Below are 20,411 nucleotides of genomic sequence, written 5' to 3' on the forward strand. Positions count from 1 at the left end.
TTATATAAAAGACATAACTTATAACTCAGCATTTAGCTATTTATAATGTTATCTAATCAGTATTGAGAAAGAAAGATGACAGGCATTCATTTTCTTGCCGTGAAGGGTAAGAAATTGGAGATATTTCCATAAAAATCATGATGTTAACATTATCATTCATTTAAATTCATTTTGTTACTTTTTTGAAATTGCGCTGCCATATCTTTCTTCTAATATGAAACTGTCCAACAAAAAAAGCTTTTCTGGATAGCAATGCAATCAGGGGGTCAGAATTCTTTTCTGAAGAATGAAAAGCCATTCTGTAACCTCAATCCTCAGCAATTGAAGGAGAAGTATCATGGGACTGTTCAGGATGCCGGTCAGAAAGCAAAATGATGGTGGCCCCGAGGGGACCGAAGGCGGCAAATCCTACGATAGCGACACGATAAAGCAAGAGCTGGAAAAAGTGGCTCAGGACTATTGGGAAAACAGCCTAGCAAAATCACAAGGAATGGTGGGAATCGATGCCGCGAAGTCATCGCGGGGACAGTAAAGGATTTGTTGCGCTCTCGGGTGGGCGTGGCGGTTTCGCCTACCCACCATGAATTCTATGCACTGAGAATTAGTGCATGCGGGCGATAGTCGCTGTCCCTTTTCCTGGCCGCCCGCCAGAAAGAACGGTGGTGGGCGGTTCAGTTTTTCATGACAGGTGTCTTTATGGCCTCCGCATTCATGTCATCTTTAAGCTCGTTCGTTTTGCCAGTGACGGAAGTGTTTTCCACACTGGAGGTAATGAGCGGGTTTCATCGTGGTGTGGTCGTTCCGCTTGAGCAGCCTGTCTGCCGTATCGGCTCTTCCCCTCAGTCGGACGTGATGCTCAGCGATGACGACATCACTGCTGAGCATGTCACCTTGCGCTTTCATGCGCGTATGGTCGCCATCGAGGCCGTGGGTGGCGACGTTGAGGTCGGTGGTAAGTACCTGAAGCAAGGCACCGGCTGGCGGACCAACTTGCCAGTAACAATCACCATTGGCAATGTGCGGCTGCAACTCTCTCAACCCGTGCTTTCGCTGCCCCCAGTCATCCAGCTTATCCAGGAGTCCGTCACTCCCATTGTTCAGTCTGCCCGCCAATCGGCGCCTGCCCTTTTGCAATCCGTCCGCAAGTCGGTGTCTCCTGCCTTCCAGCGTTGCCGGCGACACCTGGCCCCTGCGCTGGGGTTTTGCTCGGAGCGTTTGGCACCCGTTTCTCTATTCATCCACAAGCAGATAGCCAAGATCCCGATTTCGGAGGCTTGGCGTGAGCGCTTCAGGCGCCTGTGTCGACGACATAGCGAAGATACCCGAATACGTATGAAGCGAAGCGCCGCTGTGACGGTGTTATGCACTACGGTGGTTCTCATCGGCGCGTATCAATTCGTTGGAGCTAACAAGGCAGGCGCCAGTATCTCCGCCAGTGCGTTACATTCCACGGCCCTCTTGCATCCAGAAGCCGCGGAAGCGGCACTGATGCTTACCATGTCGGACGACACGCCAGCCGAGGCCTTGAAGCAGCAGTTGGCCCAAGCGGGTCTCGATAATCTGCACGTCGAGGATGCAGGCAACCACCTTGTCGTCTCCGGTGAGTTTGCTCCCAATCGATACAATGACTGGCAAAGCGTGCAGCGCTGGTTCGATCAGCGCTACGGCAGCAGCCAAGTGCTGATCAGTAACGCCAGACCGGGCCTCACGCCCGAAAAGCCGGAATTTCAATTCCAGGCCGTGTGGTTCGGCGAAAACCCTTATGTCATCGATGCTCGGGGAGAACGTCTCTATCCTGGGGCATCGTTACCGGAGGGCTGGGTACTCTCCGACATTAAAGACAATCGTGTCACGCTGCGCCGCGGTGATGACCGATTTTCCCTGACGCTGTAGTCGACGCGGACGCTTATTGATGAAAGTCACTTCCGACCGCGCCAACGACGATTACCGCCTCCGCGATTCCTCGGAAGCGGTAACGCGTACCGATGAAACCGGCACCAGCAAGCCTGTCGACCCCGATCGACAGGCTGACTTCACGCGGGCGGTGGAGAGTTCACAGGCACGTCAAGGACGCTCCGGCTCGTTGCTCAAACACGTCGAGCGCTTGGGGTTACCCGATGCCAGTGATCCGTCACTCTACAGTAATGAGCGGAGTATCGAGCTGCTGCAACACGTGGTCGACAACCTATTGCCGCGGCTGGATGCCGCAAGTGATGTCACCGACCTGGCCTCTCAGTTACTCACAGAAGAAATCGACCAACGCCTGACATGGGAAGCGCGCTACGCAGAGGAAGCCAAGGAGAGCGATACGTGAACGACGACATGGACCGTAATGCCGCTGATTTTCTGCACATGCTGGGCCACCTCTATATCAAGAGTGGTAGCCACAAGCGTGGCCTCGTGCTGCTGCTTCTCGCCGCACACATCACGCCGACTCACCCAGGCATCCTGCATACACTGACTCAGGCCTTCATCGTGACCGGCGATACCCAGCGTGCGCTCGAAACAGTCGGGCACCTCGAGCAACTACAAGGTCCTTCGCCGACATTTTCACTGTTACGGAGCCGGGCGCTTTGGGTCGCCGGTCATCACGGCGATGCTCGACACTATTTCCGTGACTATGTGCAGCGCCGGAGCGAAGGATGAGCAGTTTACTAGCCAAGCTCAATGGCATCGCCCTACGCGCAGCGCAGCGCAGCGACGTGGTGATCGCCATCTTCGTCGTGCTGGCGGTCATCATGATGGTCATTCCGCTTCCCACCACGGTGGTGGATGCGCTGATTGGCATCAATATCGGCTTCAGCCTGCTGATCCTGATAGTGGCGTTCTACATCGCTCACCCGGTCGATTACTCCTCATTACCAGCGATCATTCTGCTGGCCACGCTGTTTCGCCTGGCACTATCGATTACCACTACACGCCTAATCCTGCTTGAAGGCTATGCGGGCCAGATGGTTTCGGCCTTTGGCAATTTCGTGATTGCCGGCGAGGTGGTGATCGGTCTGGTGGTATTCCTGATCATCACCGTGGCCCAGTTCCTGGTCATCACCAAAGGGGCTGAGCGTGTTGCCGAGGTGGCAGCTCGCTTCATCCTGGACGCCATGCCGGGCAAGCAGATGAGTATCGACAACGATCTGCGCAACGGCGATATCGACCAGCAGGAAGCACGCTCCCGCCGCAAGCGTCTGGAACGCGAAAGTCAGCTTTACGGCTCCATGGACGGGGCCATGAAGTTCGTCAAGGGTGACGCCATTGCCGGCCTGGTCATCCTTTGCGTCAATCTGATCGGTGGCTTGTTGATTGGCATGCTCAAACGCGGCATGTCGTTCGGCGAAGCCGTGAACACCTACTCTTTGCTGACCGTCGGTGACGGACTCATCGCGCAGATTCCAGCTCTGCTCATTGCCGTCGGGGCCGGTACCGTGGTGACACGGGTGAACTCCGACCAGGCCGGCGATCTCGGCAGCGAGATCGTTGCCCAACTAGGCAGCAATTCCCGGGCGTTGGGACTGACCGCTGTCATCCTGTGCTTCGCCGCTTTCGTCCCCGGGTTCGCCACCACGGTATTCCTGACGCTTGCCGCAGGGCTCGGTTTCGCGGCTTGGATGATACGTCGTCGCGACCGGCGCCAGAACAAGGGAGAAACATCCACCGACTTCCAGTCGGCACCTGCCACTTCTGCTGATGCTCCACAGAAACCCTCGGCAGAGAAAACGCAAGATCCAGAAGCTTCGGACATCACGCCACAGGCAGAGTACCATCGTGTCGTGCTATCGCTGGGTACCTCACTGGCCGATGCGCTGGCGCTCGATATGCTACGCAACGGCCTCGATGAAACACGGCGCCGTACCGGAAGCGATATCGGCGTGGACATACCCAGCATCGGCCTGAATGTCGATGCCAGCATGGAAGATCATCACTTCGGTATCCAACTCGACGAAGTCCCCGTGATGAAAGGTGAGATTCCTGCCGATCGAGTGCTGCTCAACGATGATCCCATGCACTTGGAACTGCTTGAGGTCGAGTACATCAGCCACCCACCGCTGGTGGGACGACGCCCCGGCAACTGGATCGCGCCGCAGGATATCGAGTACCTCGATGAAGCTGGCATTGGCTATCGCACTGTCGATCAAGTGCTATGCCAATGTCTGGAGCAGATCCTGAATCGCTATGCAGGCGAATTCATCGGCATCCAGGAAACCCGTACTCTACTGTCGCGCATGGAACAGGACTATTCGGAATTGGTCGGCGAAGCGGTTCGAGTGGTGTCGTTGCAGAAGATGGCGGACATTTTGCGCCGCTTGGTGGACGAAGGCGTGCCACTACGTGCCCTGCGAACCGTTCTCGAAGCGATGGTGACCTGGGGCCCACAGGAGCAGAGCGTGCCCCGTTTGACCGAGCGCGTGCGGGCCGCCCTTGCACGTCAGATATGTCATCGTTATGCCCGCGCCGATCGGGTACTCCCGGCATGGGTGGTCACCCGCCAACTCGAGGAAGCGATTCGCGCCACACTGCGCGACAACGAGGGAGGGACGCCAAAAAGTAGTAGTCTCCCGGTGCAGTTGTCACGCCCTCTGAATACCTGGTTTCAGCAGCGGCTGGATGAACTGGATGAGGACATATCACCCGTGGTCGTCACCTCCAGTGACGTACGTCCCGTACTTCAGCAATGGTCAAAGCGCCACAACCTGGATCTGCCGGTCATGGCCTGGCAGGAAGTGGCATCGGAGTTCAGCCTGCAGTCACTGGCCCAGGTGAGATTGCCTAAACCGATCTCCCAGCACGGCACCAATCAACCGGCCAGCACCCCCAAGGAATGACGAGTCAATAACAATTCATCTCTCTGCATGGAGCAGACCCTGTGACGGCAGCAACCTTGACGATATCTACAGCCATCTGTCGCTATTCGATAGCGAGAAGCCCACTTATGCGCTGGATGACACACCTGCTGGCCCTTCCGCTGATCCTGTTGGCAATACCCAGCCACGCCCAAATGCAGGCCGATACCAGCGGTGAACGCATACTTACCCTGGAAACGGGCCAAGGGCGTATCTTGCGCTTCGATCAGGGAACGGCATCGGTGTTCGTCGCCAATCCCGAGGTTGCCGATGTGCAGGTCGTCTCCCCCGGTGTGCTCTATCTATTCGGCAAGAGCCACGGCGATACCAATCTGATCGCACTCAGTAACGACGAGCGGACGCAAGCATCGATACGTCTGCAGGTGCGTGACGGCGACCAAGGAGCCGACCAGGCACTACAGGAACTCGATCCCAATAGCCCCATTCGCTTGCGCATGGTAGGTAATCAACTAGTGGCGGAAGGTGAGAGCCGGGATGTCGAGGATGCCATTGCCGCCCAATCCACGCTCGAAAGCCACACGCCAGACGATCGTCCGGCCGTAAACAACGCCACCTATGAGGGGGCTACCCAGATCAATATTCGCGTGCGTTTTGCCGAGGTGGCAAGAGAGGAACTGCTGCAATACGGGGTCAGTTGGAGCGCCCTGATCAACAACGGCTCGTTCTCGCTCGGCGTCTTCCCCGGCTCGATCGCCAACAACGCGTTCGGCACCATCGGCGGTGGCGTCGATAGCGTCGACGGCTTGCTCCAGGCCTTGCAGGAAAACGATCTGCTGCAGATTCTGGCCGAACCCAATATCACCGCCGTGACCGGGGAAACTGCCAGTTTCCTGGCAGGTGGCGAGATTCCCATCCCGGTCCCGGTCAGCAACGATCTGGTCGGCATCGAGTACAAGCAGTTCGGTGTCTCGTTACTGTTCACGCCGGTCCTCTTACCCAACGACCGCATCTCGCTCGAGGTGCGTCCGGAGGTGAGCAGCTTGACCACCAGTGGTGTCGAGATCGCGGGCACCAGCGTCCCTGGATTGCAGGTGCGTCGTGCCGACACCCTGGTCGAAGTGGGTAGCGGGCAAACCTTCGCCATTGCCGGCCTGTTCCAGCGCAACGCTTCCAACAACATCGAGCGTGTCCCCGTATTGGGTGATCTTCCGGTCCTGGGCAACCTGTTTCGATCGCGCCGCTTCCAGCGCAACGAAACCGAGCTGGTCATCCTGATCACCCCGTACATCGTCGAACCGACGCCATCACCAGTACCGAGAACGCCACTGGATCAGGGGCATGTCAGTAACGGCGGGCTGCGAATCGACAACCGGCCCTCTCCCACGTTGGTACGGGATGATCCATTCGGTTTCCATCTGCAATGAGTGCTGGAGTGAGAACAATGACCCATCGATTCACCAGACAAGCGTGGCCGTTGATTCCCTTCTTGGCATTGTTGACCGGTTGTTCATCGTCACTCGGGCCAATGTCCTGGGAAACGGGCTATCGCGCGACCGGTGTTGCGCAGGCAGGCAACGAAGCCTCGCTACGTCAATCGATCTCCCCCATCGCCTGTCGAACGCAACCTGGCGAGACCGGCATCGTGACCTTGCCGCCCGGCTGTGCCAACGACCTCAATCTGCAATTCATGGTCGAGCGCCCCCGCGATCTATTGCATGGCAGGGAGATGGGGCCGGCACGGGCAGGGCCCGTCGCCAATGCCGCCCAGGAACGTCTTGCAAACCGTGAGCGGGCCAATGCCCGCCGCCAGAAACTCGAAGGGGAAGCCAGCAGCTCAACCAACTACGCCACTACAAGTGACATGTAGAAGCGAGATCAATTGGCCATGGCCAGCCCCATGGCCTGGGCACGATCACGAGGAGTGGGAAGGTCACGAATGTTCCGAGCCTGCTCGATCAACGACTGACGGAGTGATGAGGACATGTCGGGAATATCGATACTTGCTGCCTGGTCCGTGTCACCGGCCATTACCAACACCAGGATCAAATTGCGGAAGTGGCGTTCCTCGGCCAGTGGCGAAGCGGTGACATCGTGCATCAGGGCTACCGCTTCGGCATTGTCACCGGCCAGCGATTGCGCCAGCGCCAGATTGGTGAGGGTATCGGGATCATTCGGAGCCAACGATACGGCTTGGGAAAAGGCATCCTTCGCGGCCTGTTCTTGGCCCAACAATGCATGGGCAACCCCCAGCCGACTCCAGGCAGATAGGGTGTCGATTTCAGGTACTGCCTTTTGCAGATTGCGCACCGCGCTTTCGGTCTTGCCGAGTTGCAATTGGGCAGATCCCAGCCCCAACAAGGCCTCGGTATTGTCGATATCACTGGCAAGTGCGGCGCGAAAAGCCGACACCGCTCCTTGGGGATCGCCACCAGCGAGCCGAGCCTTGCCAAGCCGGACATTGATATCAAGGCTGCTGCCCGACACTTCCGCAGCACGTTCATACATGGCGGCGGCGGTGGCGTAATCACCTCGTTGGGCAATGTCGTCCGCGAGGGATATCAAACGAGACTCATCGGTTGGCTGAACTGGCGTTGCACAGGCCGCCAGTGCCAAACAGGACAACAGGAGAAAAACGCATATGCAGTGGCGCATCACCAGTAGAGCTCCTTGTGTTGGACTTCCGGATGAAGCCCACATGGGAATGAATAACATGTTATTTCATTAGCTAACGTAAGAAGTACAAAAAGGGATGTTAATTCATGAAAATTTTAGTCGCGAGTTTCTATCATTGAGTCATCGATTCAAGAAAACGTCAACGATTCATGGGGGCGAAATATTGCGGATGCATCAGGCTCCGCATGATTCGCACCGGCTCCTGTTCGAGGCGACGATGCGACACCGATTCGCATCAGGGATCTTGCGCATTTGCCGTTTCACTGTCGTGACACTCATGACCAGCATGGGGATGTCGGTATGGGCTGCATCGGCGCTGGCCATTGGTGATCCCCGCTGGGAGGGAAATGAGTGGCTGGCTAAAGACTACCACTATGTCATCGTCGAGCAGGATGTACGTGATGTCCTGACGGAATTTGGCCGCAATCTATCCTTGCCGGTAGAAATGTCCCCTCAAGTTCGAGGGCGTGTGCGTGGCAATATCCGCAACGGTACGGCTGAGGAGTTTCTCGATCAGGTCAGCTCGGCCAATGGTCTGGCGTGGTTCTTTGATGGCGGCGTACTGCATGTTGCCACACGCCAGGAAATGATCCAGCGCACGTTCGAGCTACAAGGCATTGACGCGGATCGATTGATGGAGGCGATCGACCAATCACGGATCGGAGATCCGCTGCGAGCCAGATTGATCGATGGAAACGCGGCACTCCAGGCCTGGGGGCCACCAGCATGGATCGAGAGCGTGGCACGGCGCGTTGATCGTTTGCGCCAGCCAACCCCGACAAGAAGCAGAGAAGTCAGAGTATTTCGTGGCAGCGTTTCGACAAAAACCCAGATTTCCGAATGACAGCAATATCAAAGGAGATGTGTCATGGCTATCCAACCTACGGAAGCACCCAATAATACTGAAACCCAAAAGCCCGACTATACCACCCAACAATCTGGCGATGAGCAAGCCTTCGAGGAGGCCGTTAATGCCGCTTATGAGTCCATGTTCGGGTTGTACATGATGGGCTATGGCAGGGATATGCTCCAGGATATTCTCAAGGAAGGTTGATTGACTATCCGGCCAACCATATTGCTCATTGCAGTATATCGAATCGCTATAGGTGACCTATGACTTCTCCGATACCAACAAGCATGGATCCTATGCCGGTGCCAGCTAATCATTCCACTCAGGAATCGTTAGCATCGCAAAATATTTTCGAACATATGGCACAAAACGCTAGTAGTACACTACAGGCCGTTACTCCTGGGGAATTCACGTCCAATGCCTTGGAAGGGGCAAAAGGTATCTTCGATTTGATGCAAAATTTCTCCATCCAAGGGCATGGCTTGAACACTAATTCGACACAGATGGTAGCTAGCTTCAAAGATGCACAGACCACAGCCACTGAGGTCGATAATGATACAGCAGAGGATTTTAGTGATGCACAGTATGACCGCATGATCGAAGGACTTGACGCAGGAACAATAAAACAAGTACTTGGTGAGATAGGTGCGGTGACGTTTGTGTTCAGCGTGGCCCCTAAACCTGCAGAGGGCGTCAAGATGCTGATGCGAGGCTAACCTTTGTTGACAACTTATCAAAAGAAATCGCCCTGTTTAGTTATCGGTAAACTGCTGATGACGATGGTCATGGCCTTGCTGCTGCAAGCGTGTGACACGGAGCTTTATACCGACCTGAATGAACGTGAAGCCAATATCATGGTGGCCACGCTGGCGCGTCATGGCATTCCCGCCAAACGGGTAGCCCAGGAAGAAGGCCTGATGACCGTCACCGTCGACGAAAGCCGTTTCTCCGAAGCGGTGAGTATTCTCGACCGTCTCGGGCTACCGGAAGAAGAGTTCTCCAATCTCGGCAAGGTGTTCGAGAACAATAGCCTGGTGTCGTCCCCGGTTCAGGAACGCGCGCAGATGATCTATGCGCTCAGTGAAGAGCTCTCCCATACCGTGTCACAGATCGATGGTGTGCTCTCGTCACGCGTTCACGTGGTACTGCCCGATAACGACCTCATGGCACAAGACAGCACGCCTTCATCGGCCTCGGTCTTCATGCGTTATTCCCCGACGATCGACATCGACCCACTGATTCCACGCGTCAAGACCCTGGTCGCCAACGGCATTTCAGGCCTTACCTATGACAATGTCTCGGTGGTACCAGTCGCGGCAGTGACGCTGGAAGTGCAGGAAGAAACGCCTCCGCAGATGCTGAGTTCCTTCCTCGGCATCACCATGCCGGCTACCAGCGTGGCGCGTGCGGGGTGGATATTCGGCCTCCTGATCGTGCTGGTGCTGGCATTGGCTGGCGTGGTGGGTTGGATGGTATGGCGACAGCGCCGACGTGGTACCTATGAACTGGAGACGCCGCCATGAGTGCCGATGCATCGGCCAAGACGCCCTCACGCGATGATAGGTGGCAGGCCTTCGTCGCTGTACCGACTCGCTGCATTGCACTGCGCTGGTTGTGCGATTGCCTGGGTGACGTAGCGGATGAAGCCACCCAGCAGTCGCTGGCATGCCATCCACGCTTTCGGCAGCGGTTGGCGCAGCGGCTGATCCAGCAGCATGGGTTGACATCTCCCGATGCGCTTCCCATACCCGGCGAAGACGATCTCCCCCTGTTTCTGCTGTCACCCAATGCCGGAGATATCCTGGTGAAATACAGCGGCATGATCTGTCATGCCATGGCCTTCGTACGCGAAATTCGTGCCCCCCGTGTCATCGAGCTCAAGCAGCGCTTCGGCGAGTCTTCTTTCGTCACCGCACTGGCCAATCGCGACCTGGCGATTCATCAAGGCCCTTACACCGACGATGATGCTCTGGAATATGCCGTTCTACGTGACGGTGTCGCCTGCCTGGCGATATGGCTGGCGCAGCAGCCGGCCGAGCTAGCGGCCTGGTTACGCTTGGGGCTGGCCAGCGATCCACGCTTGGCCGATGCCGATATCTCTCCGGAAGTCCGCGAACACGGCGTCGCTATCATCCGTCGTGCGGCGGCAGTCATCCTCGACGACCCAGCCGAGGAGCCGGTATGAACGAGCTCCCGACGCGCCCTGGCAAGACCATTTTGCGTGCCAAGGAAGCGGAGGCATGGCTCGACGGTTATGCCTTTCTCGAGCGGGTGCGACAGCATGCCGACGAGGTCGAGACCGAAGCTCGTCGCACGGCCGCCAAGGCATATGCCGAGGGCTTCGAAGAAGGTCGCCGCGAGGGCGAAGCCCAGGCTACCGAGCTACTGACCCGAACAACTCGGCGCGTGGAGCGTTATCTGAGCGGGCTGGATCAATCGATGGCCGATCTGTGCCTGCAAATGGTACGCCGCATCCTGGGGGAATTCGACGATACCGAACTGATCAGTCGCTGCGTACGCCAGGCATTGCGCGAGTATCGCCACGATATGGCCGTCACCGTGCGCGTCGCTCCAGAGCGGATGTCAGAAGTCGAGTCGCTGCTGGCTGCGGGCGAGGAGAGTGGACAGCCGCCCTGTCGCGTCGAAAGCGACACCCAGCTCAAAGCTGACCAATGCTTGCTGGTTAGCCCAGTCGCGGTAGTCGATGTCGGGCTGGATGCGCAGTTGAACGCACTGCGTCGGGCGCTCGCCGTCAAGTCGGAGACATCACCATGAGCCCAAGCGACGTCATGCCCGATATCGAACTCGAGTCACTGCTGCCACGCCTGGAAGAGCGTGTCGCCCAGGCGGAGCTACGCCCGGTGCATGGCCGCGTACGACGCATTCGTGGGCTGCTGGTGCATGCCAGCGTTGGCGGCACCGGTATCGGGGAGCTGTGCTTCCTGCGCGACCCCCTCAGTGGTCGTCGTGTCGCGGCCGAGGTGATCGGCTTCGAAGACGAAGATGCCATTCTCTCCCCTATCGGAGACCTGCAAGGCATGTCGACCCGCGCCGAGGTGATCGCCACCGGCGCGCCTCAGGGAGTTCCCGTGGGCGAGGCATTGCTCGGTCGTGTCGTCAGTCCGCTGGGCACCTTCGTGGACGGAGCACCAGCCCCCGATGACGGCGCGTTGAACGAGTATCCCGTGCATGCCGAACCGCCCGAGCCACTATCGCGCCAGTTGATCCAGCACCCCTTGTCGCTGGGTATTCGTGCCATCGACGGCCTGCTCACCGTAGCTCGCGGTCAGCGTTTGGGAATTTTCGGCGAACCCGGTGTCGGCAAGTCATCGCTACTCTCTGCCATCGTGCACGGCAGCGAAGCGGATGTCATCGTGCTGGGGCTGATCGGCGAACGCGGGCGCGAGGTGCGTGAGCTACTGGAAGTGCAATTGGGCGCCGAGGCGCGTCGCCGTACAGTCTGCGTGGTAGCCACTTCCGACCGTCCCGCCATCGAGCGCGCGAGAGCGGCCATGGTCGCCACCAGCGTGGCCGAATACTTTCGCGACCAGGGCCGCGACGTGTTGCTGCTGGTCGATAGCATTACCCGTTTCGCCCGCGCGCAACGCGAAATTGGCCTGGCTGCCGGAGAGCCACCAACCCGGCGTGGTTTTCCCCCCTCGTTCTTCGCCGCTCTGCCACGGTTGCTGGAGCGCGCCGGACCAGGACCCAGCGGTAGCATCACGGCACTCTACACCGTACTCACCGAAGGCGATGGCACCCTCGACCCTGTGGCGGAAGAGGCCCGAGCGATCCTCGACGGCCACATCATGCTCAGTGCCGACCTGGCGCGTCGTGATCACTTCCCGGCCATCGACGTACTTGCCAGCCGCAGTCGGCTAATGGAAGCGGTGGCATCGAGTGAGCATCGCCAACACGCTGGCCAGATGCGTGATCTATTGGCGCGCTACAACGATATCGAACTGCTGATCCAGGTCGGTGAATATCGCGAGGGCAGCGATGCACGCACCGACGAAGCCGTTCGTAAGCATGCCGCTATCGAAGCCTTTCTGCGCCAGCCCAACAATGAGGCCAGCAGCATAGAAGAGACGCAACGACGCATGAGCGAGATCGTGTCATGAACGAACGTCAACGACTCGAACGGCTGATGACTCTGCGCGAACGGCGCCAACGGAAAGCCGAATTGGCCTTGGTCGAACAGCAGCGACATTGCCAGACCGAGGCCGAGCGCATTTCGACACTGGATGCTCAGCTTTCCGACCAGCAGCACGACTTCGATCGCCAGGAACAAGCACTGTTCGATGCCATGCAAGGGTCGTCATGGTCGGCTCTGAAGCTGGAACAGGTCCGCCAAGCCATCGACGATCACTATCAGCGCCAGGCCGAGCTGAGCGAGGCCCGTCAAGCCGCCGATCACGAATATCATCATCAACTTGCCGAACGTGACCAGCGCGCCAGTAGGTGGGCACATCAGGTACGCGCCAGAAAAGCCTTGGAAATGCTGCTGGAACGTCGTCGCCGTATCGATCGACTCGCCGAAGAGGGACGCGCCGAGTTGGACCTGGAAGACGAAACCCCTAGAGGGGGGCGCTGATGACAGGAGTCGAACTATCCGTGGGCAACGAAGACCATGCGACCCAAGTCAATACGACCTGGCTCACCTCCCCTCGGCTGACACGTATTGCCCCGGAGAGCGTCACCACGCTGAATGCCCTGAATCGCCCACGAGCGTCGCTAGTGCTTTCGCTCGGCGATCGCACATTGTCATGCCATCGCCATCACGACCTTTCGTCAATCTCGCAACCTTTGACGTTCGGACTCACCATCGGTGGAGAACCCGCGACGCTGGAAATCAGCCCAGACACCTTGGCAGTGCTGACCGAGCACTTGGCACTGCATCGCCCATTGGAGATGTGTTCCCCCGAGCTGCGCGCCTTGTGGCTGGAATACGCGCTGCTGGAATGGATCGAGCCTCTTGAAGCACAACTCGGTCGTTCGCTTCGCTTGCACGACGACACCATAACCGCGACAGACTCTTTCCCCATTCGTTTGCCGCTGCGGCTGGAAACCGGGGGAAGAAACTATGCTTTGTCACTTTCGCTGACCGTCACTACTGCCCGCGCATTATTGCCCTTACTGGATTCACACTGCTCACCAACGCCGAAACCTTGCCCTGCCGTGCCGTGGCCATTGCAGTGGATCGCCGGTCACCAAGACCTGGCACTTGCCGAACTCCGTCACCTGGCACCGGGCGACGTGGTAATGCTCGAGAGGCCGGCGCAAGGCATGGCAGTGGTGATCGGCGGCTGGTTGCTCGCCGACGTCGACTCTCACCACGGCGGAGTTCGCCTGTTATCTCCGCCATATGCTCAGACCCGTGGAGACTTCAATATGGCCCAGTCATCTTCGGATGCCACCGCTAATCGCAAAACCTCGAAGACCGCTCGATCGAGCATGGACGACGCCCAACTGGACCAACTACCTGTGCGGTTGGTATGCGAATTAGGTCGGCTCGAACTCTCGCTCGGCGAACTGCGTGAGCTGGACCAAGGCAGCGTACTGCCCTTGTCGCGACCGATGGAGGAAGCCGTAGACATCGTGGTCAATGGCCGACGCATGGGACGTGGCCGGCTGGTGGAAATCGGCGACGGCCTAGGTGTGCAGATCGTGAGGCTTGCCACTGATGAATGAAGTTGGTCCCAACCTGATTGGGATGGTGCTCGTCGGCGCCACGATCGGGCTATTGCCGTTGGCGGTGGTAAGCATGACCTCGTTTCTCAAGATCGCCGTGGTGTTGTTTTTGATCCGCAACGCCCTGGGTGTGCAGCAAACGCCTCCCAACCTGGTGCTCTACGGCATTGCGTTGATCTTGACGGTATATATCACCACACCCTTGGTGGGCGAAATATATTACCAATTCGAGAACAGCCCTGGGGGGGTGGAAAGTGTGGAGGACATCAAGGAGATCGGCATTACACTACGCGAGCCGCTCAAGGAATACTTATCCATGTACGCCAATGAGCGTGAGCGGGCGTTCTTCCTTGATGCGACTCAGAATATCTGGTCGGAGCAAGCACGTGAAAATGTCGAAAGCGATGATTTGGTAGTGCTGATTCCTGCCTTTGTGACGTCCGAACTCACCCGTGCCTTCATGATCGGTTTCCTGATCTATGTGCCGTTCCTGGTCATCGACCTGATCGTCTCGAACGTATTGATGGCCATGGGCATGGTGATGATGGCACCACCACTGATCTCGACCCCTTTGAAGATATTTCTGTTCGTTGCCGTCGATGGCTGGTCACGTCTGATGCACGGGTTGATTCTTAGCTATGGAGGGTAGCGCCGATGACGGATGATATCTTCCTCTCGCTGATGCAGAACGCCCTATGGACGGTATTGCTGCTCTCGGCACCAGCACTACTGACTGCCATTGTGATCGGCTTCGGTATCGGTTTGCTGCAGGCATTGACGCAAATCCAGGACCAGTCCTTACCCCAATCGATCAAAGTCATCGTCGTGTTTCTGGTGCTGATTTTGGCGGGACCGCTGCTGGCGGGACAACTCGTCAACTTGACGGATCAGGTGTTGGATAATTTTGCCGTCTGGTCACGTTAGGCTCTGGTCGAGATGATTAGCGAAATCTTTGGAATACTGACCGAGCTGGCCTATCCGCTGATCATGGCGGCAGCCATCGGTATGGCACGAGCCTTGGGTGTGATTCTGATTACGCCGGCGTTCAACCGCCTGGGCCTGACAGGCTTGATACGTTCCGCTGTTGCCGTGACCATCGCGCTTCCAATGGTGCCCCCCATCTTCGAGACACTATCAACGATGGGGACTACATCGAACTTCACGCTCATTGCCCTACTGATCAAGGAAGTGATAATCGGTGTAGTCATCGGGTTGGTATTCGGTATCCCGTTCTGGGCAGCAGAGGTTGCTGGAGAGCTGGTCGATCTGCAGCGCGCCTCGACCATGGGACAGTTGCTCGACCCGATGGGCAGTACCGAATCCGGCGTTACCAGTACCTTGCTGGTCATCACGCTAGTGGCACTGTTTTTCATTACCGGCGGCTTCATGGCACTGCTCGATGGTTTCTATCGCAGTTACTCACTATGGCCGGTAGACGCCTTCATACCGGTGCTGGAGACACAAGCTGCGCTGGCCTTGCTCAGCCTGCTCGACCAAGTGATGCGTATCGGCGTGCTGATGGTCGCGCCGCTGGTTATTGCCATGCTGGTTGCCGATCTCATGATGGCTTACTTGGCACGCATGGCTCCCAATCTTCACGTATTCATTCTCTCGCTGCCGATCAAGAATCTATTGTTCACCTTCTTGATGCTGGTTTACCTGGTGTTTCTGGTACCGCAGATGTATAGCGGGTTGGATGCGCTGGATGAGCACTATCGGCAGTTCGAGACGTTGATCCGTTCGATGCTGTAATACCTTCGCCCGGCGATGATTCCAATGGAAGTGGGGTATCCATCATGAGTGACCAACCCAGTGAAGAAAAATCGCTACCGCCCTCGGAGAAAAAGCTTCGTGACGCACGCAAGAAGGGGCAGGTGGACAAAAGCTCCGATATGGTCACCGCCATCGTCATGCTCGGATGTACGCTCTATCTCGTTGCTCAAGCAGGTACTATCGAAACCCGTATCCGAGGGCTGATCAGCCTTACAACACGCCTTTATCAGGAACCCTTCGATACGGTATGGCCGCGCCTGATGGCAGCGAGTGTCGAGGTCATCATGTTCTCGATACTTCCCATTATCCTCATTACCATTGTTGCCGTGATATTGACCAATATCATCATCACGCGCGGCATGGTGTTCTCCGTCGATCCAATAAAGCCCAAATTCGAGCGCATCAATCCCGCCGAAGGGTTCAAGCGTATTTTCTCTGCCCGCGGGATCATCGAATTCATCAAGTCACTGATCAAGATGGTATCTCTTACCGTCGCATTCGTGGTGGTTTGCCGGCTGGCTCTGCAAATGTTGATGGAATCCTCTCGCTGTGGCTTTGGCTGCCTCGAGGGGGTTTTCCTGACACTTCTCGAACCCTTGGTCATCACTGCCTTGGTCGCCTTTCTGGTCGTTGGACTGCTCGATGTGAAGATGCAACGCTGGCTGTTCCAGCGCGATCAGCGCATGACCAAGACCGAGCACAAACGTGAGCGCAAGGATATGTACGGTGATCCAGAAATCAGGCGTGAACGCCGGAGACAGCGACGTGACATACATTCCCGCAGTTCGCAGGTGGGCCTGCAACATGCCTTGGTCATGATCGGTGCCGCCGGCGACTGGGTGGTGGGTATCCGCTACGTGCGAGGGGAGACACCGGTGCCGGTTATGGTGTGCAAGGCAGGCCCCGAACGTTCGACCAAGCTTCTACAAGAAGCCAAAGAGCGCCATATTCCCGTGGTCGATAATCGTGAATTGGCCAGCAGGATAGGCAAGCGCACCGGCAATGGTGATCCGATACCCAACGATACCTTTCAGTCGATGGCCGATCTATTGGTTGCGGCCAAGCTTATCTAGCACTTCCTGCGGGGCTTCAAAGGGGAGTCCCGCTCGTCTCGCGTTGGTGGGCAAGGATTTCCCGCAAGGTGCTCATCAGGGCGCCGGCGCCCGGCGACAGACGCTGGTGGCGTAGGCTCACCAGGCCGTAGGGCTGGACACTGAGTGCCTCACGCAAGGGGAGGATGCGAAAGCGCTGCGGGGCACATAGCAGGTCGGCCACCTCGCGGGTGGTGGCGGTGATGGTGTCCGACTTATCGACCAGTGCCAGGGATACCAGCACGTCCGGGGTGTCGACGATCTGCGGCGGAGGGGATACCCCGTGGTAAAGGAACAGGCTGTCGACTCGCTGGCGCATCAGGGCGCCGGGCGGCTGCAGCGACCAGGGGTAGGCCGCCATGGCCTCCAGGGTGAGGGGGGAGCGTCCCGTCAGGGGATGTCCCTCTCGGCACACGAAGCAGATGTCTTCCTCGCCGATTTCCTCGAACACGAAGCGCTCGGTCGGAAACCCGGCCGGAATTCGCGTGATGGCGAAATCGAATTCTCCTTCCAGCAAACGCGGGACCAATACCTTGCTGACGTCCACGTCGACACTGATCTTGAGTCCCGGACGATCGCGGTGCACCCGTTCGATGGCACTGGTCAGCAAAGTGACGGCCGGGGCCATCACGGTACCAACCGCGACCATCCCGGCATTGCCCTCACGCAGCGCGTTCAGTTCTTCGCCGGTGTGATGCAACTCCGAGAGCATGGTACGGGCATGGCGCACCATGATTTCGCCGTACCAGTTGGGGGTCAGGCCTCGGGCATGGCGGTCGAAAAGCTTCACGCCCAAATGAGACTCGATATCTCCAAGCAACTTGGAGGCCGCCGGCTGGCTCATCCCGAGCCGGGCAGCGGCGCGATGCAGGTTGCGCTGCTCATCCAGGGCCAGGAATAGCTGTAGATGGCGCAACTTTAGTCGCACGCGAAGAAACCAGTCGTCGGCCAGAACACCCATGAAAGCGGCTCTCTTGGTTAGTTGATATATAAAAGCATATCAAAAGTTGGGAGTTTTGGGATTGGTTGGTTATGAGAATCCCTGGCTAACGTATGGCGTGCATCCCGTAGTGACGAATGACGAGGGCGTCGTTACCGATAACAACAATCCCCAGGATTGGGGGCAAAGGAGAGGATCATGTCACTTACTTCCACATTCTCATGCTTGGCGCTAAGTGCTGGCGTTGCTGTTCTGACGTTGGATGGAGCGCAGGCCAGTGACGATGGTACCGGTACCTCTGCCGGCGAGAGTAGTGGGGCCATCGAAAAGTCGGCATTTGGCCAACTTCCCGATGGTCGTGAGATCGATGTTTACCGAATTACCAACACCAACGGCATCGAGATGCGTGTCATCAACTATGGCGGCATCATCGTTTCGTTGAGAACACCCGATATCCATGGCGAATTCGACGATATCGTGCTGGGCTTCGATTCGCTGGAAGAATACCTCTCCGATACATATCGCCAGGCCAACCCTTATTTCGGGGCGCTGATCGGGCGCTATGGGAATCGTATCGCCGGTGGTCAGTTTTCGCTCAACGGGGAAACCCATGCATTGGCTACTAATGACGGAAGTAATCACCTGCACGGAGGCGACCAAGGGTTCGATAAGGTGCTATGGCAGGCGGAGCCATTCGACAATGACGAAGGGGCGGGGCTTGTCCTGAGCTATGCCAGTGAGGATGGCGAGGAAGGCTATCCAGGTAGCCTGGAAACCCAGGTAACGTACACCCTGACCGATGCCGATGAGTTGATCGTCGATTACCGTGCAACGACTGACAAGGCCACACCCGTCAATCTCACCCAGCACAGTTATTTCAATCTCGAGGGGGAGGGCCGCGGCAGCATCCTCGACCATCAACTGCTCATCAATGCCGATTCCTTTACCCCGGTGGACCATACGCTGATTCCTACCGGCGAGATTCGCCCGGTCGTTGGCACGCCATTCGACTTTACCGCGCCGACTGCGATCGGTGAGCGTATCGAACAGGACAATGAGCAATTGGTGTTCGGCAAGGGCTATGACCATAACTTCGTCATCGCAGACGGGGCAACGTCTGGTGATGAGCCCGTGCTTGCCGCCCGCGTATGGGAGCCCAAGAGTGGGCGACTGCTGGAAATCGCCACCACCGAACCGGGTCTGCAATTCTACTCGGGCAATTTCCTTGCCGGCGACCTGATCGGGAAACGCGGTCAAGCTTATGAGCACCGCTCTGGGTTCGCGCTGGAAACCCAGCATTTTCCCGACTCACCCAATCAGGCCGACTTTCCCTCGACGCTTCTTGAACCGGGTGACACCTATCGTTCACGCACGGTTTATGCCTTCTCCGCGCAGAAGGGCCTGGAATCTCACCCGTGAGGGCCGTCGGGAGCCAATCATTTAGACAAGCCTTAATGGAAACCAGAGACACGGCTCTGGGTAGCCAAAGCCACGCCATGTTCAACAACAACAAAGTCCTTCACGACTTCAGGAGAACGTCCTATGTCATTCACCTCTACGTTCACTCGACTGACCCTTGGTGTCAGCCTGGCACTCGGCACGCTCGGCTCGGCACAGGCCGCCAACGATGACGTCAAGATGGGCTTTATCGTCAAGAAGCCCGAGCAAGCCTGGTTCATCAACGAACAACGTGCCGCGACCGAGCTCGGCGAGGAAATGGGCTTCGAAGTGGTAAGACTGGCGGGCGAGGACGGCCAGCAGGTCCTCAGCGCCATCGATAACCTGAATTCCCAGGGGGCCAAGGGCTTCGTCATCTGTCCCCCCGATGTCCGCCTGGGGCCGGCGATCATGAACCGTGCCAATCAGTACGGAATGAAGGTGGTCACCGTGGACGATCGTTTCGTGGGCAGCGATGGCGAGCCTATCGAAGACGTGCCTCACCTCGGGATGTCCGGCTACAAGATCGGTCAGCAGGTCGGCGAGGCCATCGCTGCCGAGATGGAGGCGCGAGGCTGGGATCCACAGGAGGTCGCCGCGCTGCGGATCACCAACTACGAACTGCCCACCGCCAAGGAGCGCACCGACGGTGCCACCGACGCGCTGCTGGAGTGGGGGTTCCCCGAAGACAATATCCTCGATGCGCCACAGCAGAACACCGACACCAGCAGTGCCTTCTCGGCCGCCTCGCCGGTGATCTCCAAGAACGGGGACTTCGAACACTGGGTCATCTACGCGCTCAACGAGGAGAGCGTGCTCGGCGGCGTGCGGGCCAGCGAGCAGTACGGTCTCAAGGCCGAGGATGTGATCGGCGTGGGGATCAACGGCTCGGGTGCCGCCTTCGCCGAGTTCTCGCGGGAAAACCCGACCGGCTTCCATGGCACCGTGGCGGTGAGCTCCACCATGCATGGTCGCCAGACGGCGGAAGACCTCTACACCTGGATCACCGAGGGCGAGAAGCCGCCCGCCAATACCGAAACCAGCGGCACCCTGATGACCCGTGACAACTGGGAAGCGGTGCGTGAAGAGCTCGGTCTGTGAGCCAATGTGCCCGGGCCGCGACAGGCCCGGGCTCTGCTCGTCTGCAGGAGTCCATG

General features: G+C 57.8%; 24 protein-coding genes. 22 read left to right on the top strand and 2 right to left on the bottom strand.

Features of this window, described 5'->3' with window-relative positions; genetic code table 11:
• Positions 1-337 precede the first annotated feature (337 nt).
• The 7 genes from ACFOEV_RS01010 (at position 338) to ACFOEV_RS01040 (ending at position 6,666) form a co-directional block, all read left to right on the top strand.
• On the top strand, positions 338-532 hold the full coding sequence (locus tag ACFOEV_RS01010) for a hypothetical protein (protein WP_386770699.1): 195 nt from the start codon (positions 338-340) through the stop codon (positions 530-532).
• Positions 533-696: 164 nt separating this feature from the next.
• Positions 697-1,893: a SctD/MshK family protein gene (locus tag ACFOEV_RS01015; protein ID WP_386770701.1), complete on the top strand. Its 1,197-nt coding sequence runs from the start codon at positions 697-699 to the stop codon at positions 1,891-1,893.
• Positions 1,894-1,912: 19 nt separating this feature from the next.
• A complete protein-coding gene (locus ACFOEV_RS01020) occupies positions 1,913-2,314 on the top strand; it encodes a hypothetical protein (RefSeq protein ID WP_386770703.1) in 402 nt (133 codons plus the stop codon).
• A complete protein-coding gene (locus ACFOEV_RS01025) occupies positions 2,311-2,646 on the top strand; it encodes a tetratricopeptide repeat protein (protein ID WP_386770705.1) in 336 nt (111 codons plus the stop codon). Before ACFOEV_RS01020 ends, ACFOEV_RS01025 begins: the two co-directional genes overlap by 4 nt.
• Positions 2,643-4,820: a type III secretion system export apparatus subunit SctV gene (gene sctV / locus ACFOEV_RS01030; protein WP_386770707.1), complete on the top strand. Its 2,178-nt coding sequence runs from the start codon at positions 2,643-2,645 to the stop codon at positions 4,818-4,820. Before ACFOEV_RS01025 ends, sctV begins: the two co-directional genes overlap by 4 nt.
• 107 nt (positions 4,821-4,927) lie before the next feature.
• Positions 4,928-6,223, top strand: coding sequence for a type II and III secretion system protein family protein (locus ACFOEV_RS01035; protein ID WP_386770709.1), 1,296 nt, complete (start codon positions 4,928-4,930; stop codon positions 6,221-6,223).
• Between the two features lie 17 nt (positions 6,224-6,240).
• A complete protein-coding gene (locus ACFOEV_RS01040; protein ID WP_386770711.1) occupies positions 6,241-6,666 on the top strand; it encodes a hypothetical protein in 426 nt (141 codons plus the stop codon).
• An 8-nt stretch (positions 6,667-6,674) separates the two neighbouring features.
• On the opposite strand, the gene ACFOEV_RS01045 is transcribed toward ACFOEV_RS01040, so the two are convergent.
• The gene (locus ACFOEV_RS01045; protein WP_386770713.1) at positions 6,675-7,511 is read right to left on the bottom strand and encodes a tetratricopeptide repeat protein; all 837 of its coding nucleotides are present in this window, start codon (positions 7,509-7,511) and stop codon (positions 6,675-6,677) included.
• Between the two features lie 37 nt (positions 7,512-7,548).
• Between ACFOEV_RS01045 and ACFOEV_RS01050 the strand changes: the two genes are divergently transcribed.
• The 13 genes from ACFOEV_RS01050 (at position 7,549) to ACFOEV_RS01110 (ending at position 16,859) form a co-directional block, all read left to right on the top strand.
• Positions 7,549-8,316 (top strand): hypothetical protein, encoded by a 768-nt coding sequence (locus ACFOEV_RS01050; protein ID WP_386770715.1) that lies wholly within the window; start codon positions 7,549-7,551, stop codon positions 8,314-8,316.
• Positions 8,317-8,340: 24 nt separating this feature from the next.
• Entirely contained in the window at positions 8,341-8,526 is a 186-nt protein-coding gene (locus ACFOEV_RS01055; RefSeq protein WP_386770717.1) for a hypothetical protein, read from the top strand.
• Between the two features lie 83 nt (positions 8,527-8,609).
• Positions 8,610-9,038 carry a hypothetical protein gene (locus ACFOEV_RS01060; RefSeq protein ID WP_386770719.1) on the top strand — a complete coding sequence of 143 codons (429 nt, stop codon included), beginning with the start codon at positions 8,610-8,612 and terminating at the stop codon, positions 9,036-9,038.
• Positions 9,039-9,095: 57 nt separating this feature from the next.
• The gene (gene sctJ, locus ACFOEV_RS01065) at positions 9,096-9,845 is read left to right on the top strand and encodes a type III secretion system inner membrane ring lipoprotein SctJ (RefSeq protein WP_386770721.1); all 750 of its coding nucleotides are present in this window, start codon (positions 9,096-9,098) and stop codon (positions 9,843-9,845) included.
• Positions 9,842-10,507 (top strand): hypothetical protein, encoded by a 666-nt coding sequence (locus ACFOEV_RS01070; RefSeq protein ID WP_386770723.1) that lies wholly within the window; start codon positions 9,842-9,844, stop codon positions 10,505-10,507. The genes sctJ and ACFOEV_RS01070 overlap by 4 nt, the downstream gene beginning before the upstream one ends.
• Entirely contained in the window at positions 10,504-11,097 is a 594-nt protein-coding gene (gene sctL / locus ACFOEV_RS01075) for a type III secretion system stator protein SctL (protein WP_386770725.1), read from the top strand. The genes ACFOEV_RS01070 and sctL overlap by 4 nt, the downstream gene beginning before the upstream one ends.
• Positions 11,094-12,443 (top strand): FliI/YscN family ATPase, encoded by a 1,350-nt coding sequence (locus ACFOEV_RS01080; protein WP_386770727.1) that lies wholly within the window; start codon positions 11,094-11,096, stop codon positions 12,441-12,443. The genes sctL and ACFOEV_RS01080 overlap by 4 nt, the downstream gene beginning before the upstream one ends.
• Complete coding sequence (locus ACFOEV_RS01085; RefSeq protein ID WP_386770729.1) at positions 12,440-12,916, top strand: hypothetical protein; 477 nt, start codon at positions 12,440-12,442, stop codon at positions 12,914-12,916. The genes ACFOEV_RS01080 and ACFOEV_RS01085 overlap by 4 nt, the downstream gene beginning before the upstream one ends.
• A gap of 20 nt (positions 12,917-12,936) precedes the next feature.
• The gene (gene sctQ / locus ACFOEV_RS01090) at positions 12,937-14,013 is read left to right on the top strand and encodes a type III secretion system cytoplasmic ring protein SctQ (protein WP_386770731.1); all 1,077 of its coding nucleotides are present in this window, start codon (positions 12,937-12,939) and stop codon (positions 14,011-14,013) included.
• Positions 14,006-14,662, top strand: coding sequence for a type III secretion system export apparatus subunit SctR (sctR, locus tag ACFOEV_RS01095; protein ID WP_386771215.1), 657 nt, complete (start codon positions 14,006-14,008; stop codon positions 14,660-14,662). Before sctQ ends, sctR begins: the two co-directional genes overlap by 8 nt.
• Positions 14,663-14,667: 5 nt before the next feature.
• A complete protein-coding gene (gene sctS, locus ACFOEV_RS01100; protein ID WP_016418399.1) occupies positions 14,668-14,937 on the top strand; it encodes a type III secretion system export apparatus subunit SctS in 270 nt (89 codons plus the stop codon).
• A 12-nt stretch (positions 14,938-14,949) separates the two neighbouring features.
• On the top strand, positions 14,950-15,765 hold the full coding sequence (sctT, locus tag ACFOEV_RS01105) for a type III secretion system export apparatus subunit SctT (RefSeq protein WP_386770733.1): 816 nt from the start codon (positions 14,950-14,952) through the stop codon (positions 15,763-15,765).
• Between the two features lie 44 nt (positions 15,766-15,809).
• Positions 15,810-16,859 carry an EscU/YscU/HrcU family type III secretion system export apparatus switch protein gene (locus ACFOEV_RS01110; RefSeq protein ID WP_386770735.1) on the top strand — a complete coding sequence of 350 codons (1,050 nt, stop codon included), beginning with the start codon at positions 15,810-15,812 and terminating at the stop codon, positions 16,857-16,859.
• A 16-nt stretch (positions 16,860-16,875) separates the two neighbouring features.
• Here ACFOEV_RS01110 and ACFOEV_RS01115 read toward each other — a convergent pair whose 3' ends face one another.
• Positions 16,876-17,838, bottom strand: a complete 963-nt coding sequence (locus tag ACFOEV_RS01115; protein ID WP_386770737.1) for a LysR substrate-binding domain-containing protein — start codon at positions 17,836-17,838, stop codon at positions 16,876-16,878.
• A gap of 177 nt (positions 17,839-18,015) precedes the next feature.
• Between ACFOEV_RS01115 and ACFOEV_RS01120 the strand changes: the two genes are divergently transcribed.
• The gene (locus ACFOEV_RS01120; protein WP_386770739.1) at positions 18,016-19,236 is read left to right on the top strand and encodes an aldose epimerase family protein; all 1,221 of its coding nucleotides are present in this window, start codon (positions 18,016-18,018) and stop codon (positions 19,234-19,236) included.
• 123 nt (positions 19,237-19,359) lie between these two features.
• A complete protein-coding gene (locus tag ACFOEV_RS01125) occupies positions 19,360-20,355 on the top strand; it encodes an arabinose ABC transporter substrate-binding protein (protein WP_386770741.1) in 996 nt (331 codons plus the stop codon).
• Positions 20,356-20,411 lie beyond the last annotated feature (56 nt).

Source organism: Litchfieldella rifensis, assembly GCF_042646605.1.
GTDB lineage: Bacteria > Pseudomonadota > Gammaproteobacteria > Pseudomonadales > Halomonadaceae > Litchfieldella > Litchfieldella rifensis.